The organism is Parvibaculum sp. (assembly GCF_035511255.1).
Lineage (GTDB): Bacteria > Pseudomonadota > Alphaproteobacteria > Parvibaculales > Parvibaculaceae > Parvibaculum.
Genome location: NZ_DATKFR010000444.1, coordinates 1 through 2,829, shown reverse-complemented (window position 1 = coordinate 2,829; position 2,829 = coordinate 1). Strand labels below are relative to the sequence as shown.

Genomic DNA, 2,829 nt, shown 5'->3' with positions numbered 1-2,829 from the left:
GGCCTCGCCCTCTGGTTCGAAGCGCAAAGCGGCAATGCCGCGCCGCGCAGCGAGAACCCCTATGGGCGCGCCGCCTGGACCGCGCGCGACTTCCTGCCGGAGGGGCCGAAGTCATGAGGAGCTGGCCTTACTGGATCGTCGGCACGCTGGCCGGCGCCGGCATCGTCCACATCGCGGCGATCTTTCTGCTCGCGGCCCGCTCGCTCGGCTGACGGTAGCCCTGCCGCTTTCGCGCTGATACCATCCGGCCCCACTGACAGCCGTATTCAGGGGGCCCCCACTCATGTCTCGCAATCTGCTGCTCGGCGGCCTCGCCGCGCTGATCGTGGTCGTCATTGTCGCGGTGCTCGCGATAAGGCCGGGCCCCAAGCTCGAGGGCCCCACCCACATCGTCTTCGCCACCGACTGGAAGGCGCAGGCCGAGCATGGCGGCTTCTATCAGGCGCTCGCCAAGGGCTACTACAAGGATGCGGGCCTCGACGTCACGATCCAGCAGGGCGGTCCCGGCGTGAACGTGCCCCAGCTTCTCGCCACCGACACGGTGCAGTTCGGCCTCGGCTCGAACAGCTTCATTCCCCTGAACATCGTCGCAGCCAATGCCGGCTCGAAGGCCGTCGCCGCGATCTTCCAGAAGGACCCGCAGGTCCTCATCGCGCATCCGCGCGACGACGTGACGTCGATCGCGGACATGAAGGGCAAGCCCATCATGGTCGGCGATGCGACGGTCTCCTCCTTCTGGCCCTGGCTCAAGGCGAAATACGGCTTCACCGACGACCAGATCCGCAAATACACATTCAACCTCGCGCCCTTCCTCACCGACGACAAGGCAATCCAGGAGGGCTATCTCTCCTCCGAGCCCTACACGATCGAGAAGGAAGGCCACTTTAAGCCGCAGGTCTTCCTGCTCTCGGACAATGGCTATCCCGGCTACGCCGCCTTCATCATGGCGAGCGACAAGCTGATCGCCGACCATCCCGACATCGTGCAGAAATTCGTCGACGCCTCGATCAGGGGCTGGGTCGACTATCTCTATGGCGACCCCTCGCCCGCCAACGCGCTCATCAAGAAAGACAATGCCGAAATGACCGACGACCTCATCGCGCATGCGATCGCGACGATGAAGGAACATGGCGTCGTCGATTCCGGCGACACGCAGACGCTTGGGCTGGGCGCCATGACCGACGCCCGCTGGAAGGACTTCTACGACACCATGTCGTCCGCCGGCGTCTTCGCGAAAGACCTCGACGTCCGCAAGGCCTACACCCTCGACTTCGTGAACAAGGGCGTGGGCCTCGACCTGAAGAAAGAGCTGACGGGGAAGTGAGTTTTAATTCGGATGTCATCCCGGCCTTGTGCCGGGACCCAGGGGCGTCAAATGCCGAGCAGGCGGCCCCTGGACCCCGGGACGAAGCCCGGGGTGACGGAAACGAGATTTGATCCGCGGAATGAGCAGTTCTCCCCTCATCGACATCTCATCGGTCGCCAAGACCTATGGCAGCGGCACGCTCGCGCTCTCGAATGTCAGCACAAGGATCGAACAAGGTTCCTTCGTCTCGCTGGTCGGCCCGTCCGGCTGTGGCAAGTCCACGCTGCTGCGCATGATCGCCGGATTGATCGACCCGAGCGCGGGCGCCATCGACTGGCCGCAAACGCAGACGCGCCCGAAGGACATCGGCTTCGTCTTCCAGGACGCGACGCTGATGCCCTGGGCACGCGTCCTCGACAATGTCTACCTGCCGCTGAAGCTCGCGGGCCTTTCGCTAAAAAAGGCCGAGCCCCGCATCATGGACGCGCTCGCCCGCGTCGGCCTCGCCGACTTCGCCAAAGCCTTCCCGCGCGAACTTTCGGGCGGCATGAAGATGCGCGTCTCGATCGCACGCGCCCTCGTCACCGAGCCGCCGGTGCTGCTGATGGACGAGCCTTTCGCGGCGCTCGACGAATTCACCCGCGAGAAACTCGACGACGATCTCCTCGCTCTCTGGTCGAGCCAGAAATGGACCGTGATCTTCGTCACCCACAGCGTCTATGAGAGCGTCTATCTCTCAGAACGCATTCTCGTCATGGGCGCGCGTCCCGGCCGCATCCTGCAAGACATCGCCATCGACGCGCCCTACCCGCGCGGCCGCGCCTTTCGCGAGTCGCCGGACTTCATTCGTCGCTGCGCGCAGGTCTCGGCGGCACTCGGAGAAGGGATGAAGGCGTGAACGAAGACTCCCGCGTCCTCCGCATCGTCGTTCCGATCCTGGTCGGTGTCGCCTTTCTGCTGCTCTGGGAAGGCACGGTGCGCATTTTCGAGATCCGCGAGTTCCTGCTGCCCGCGCCGACGCGCATCGCCGAAAGCCTCATCGAGAATTTCGGCTCGCTGATGGGCTCGCTCTGGATCACGCTCCGCATCACCGTCGCCGCGTTCTTCTTTGCCTGTGTCGGCGGCGTCGGCCTTGCGATCCTTTTCTCGCAGAGTCGCGCGGTCGAGATGGCGCTCTTTCCCTATGCCGTCATCCTGCAGGTGACGCCCGTGGTCGCCATCGCGCCGCTGATCCTGATCTGGGTGGGCTTCGACCGGACGCAGCTCGCGCTGCTGATCCTCGCCTGGATCGTCGCCTTCTTTCCGATCCTGTCGAACACAACGCTGGGGCTCCGTTCCGCCGACCACAATCTGCGCGATCTCTTCCGGCTCTATGGCGCGACGCGCTGGCAGGTTCTGACCGAGCTGCAGCTTCCCTCCGCGACGCCCTACATGCTCGCCGGCATGAAGATCTCGGGCGGCCTCGCCCTCATCGGCACCGTCGTCGCCGAATTCGCGGCCGGCTCCGGTACCTCGACCGGCCT

General features: G+C 64.7%; 3 protein-coding genes. All 3 read left to right on the top strand.

All coding sequences use genetic code 11. The features are described from left to right. Positions 1 to 283: 283 nt before the first annotated feature. On the top strand, positions 284 to 1,324 hold the full coding sequence (locus tag VMR03_RS16665; RefSeq protein WP_325407205.1) for an ABC transporter substrate-binding protein: 1,041 nt from the start codon (positions 284 to 286) through the stop codon (positions 1,322 to 1,324). A gap of 121 nt (positions 1,325 to 1,445) precedes the next feature. Continuing rightward, complete coding sequence (locus VMR03_RS16660; RefSeq protein ID WP_325407203.1) at positions 1,446 to 2,204, top strand: ABC transporter ATP-binding protein; 759 nt, start codon at positions 1,446 to 1,448, stop codon at positions 2,202 to 2,204. Beyond that, positions 2,201 to 2,829: ABC transporter permease (locus VMR03_RS16655; protein WP_325407201.1), on the top strand; the 629-nt coding region annotated here is incomplete at its 3' end. The genes VMR03_RS16660 and VMR03_RS16655, both read left to right, overlap by 4 nt.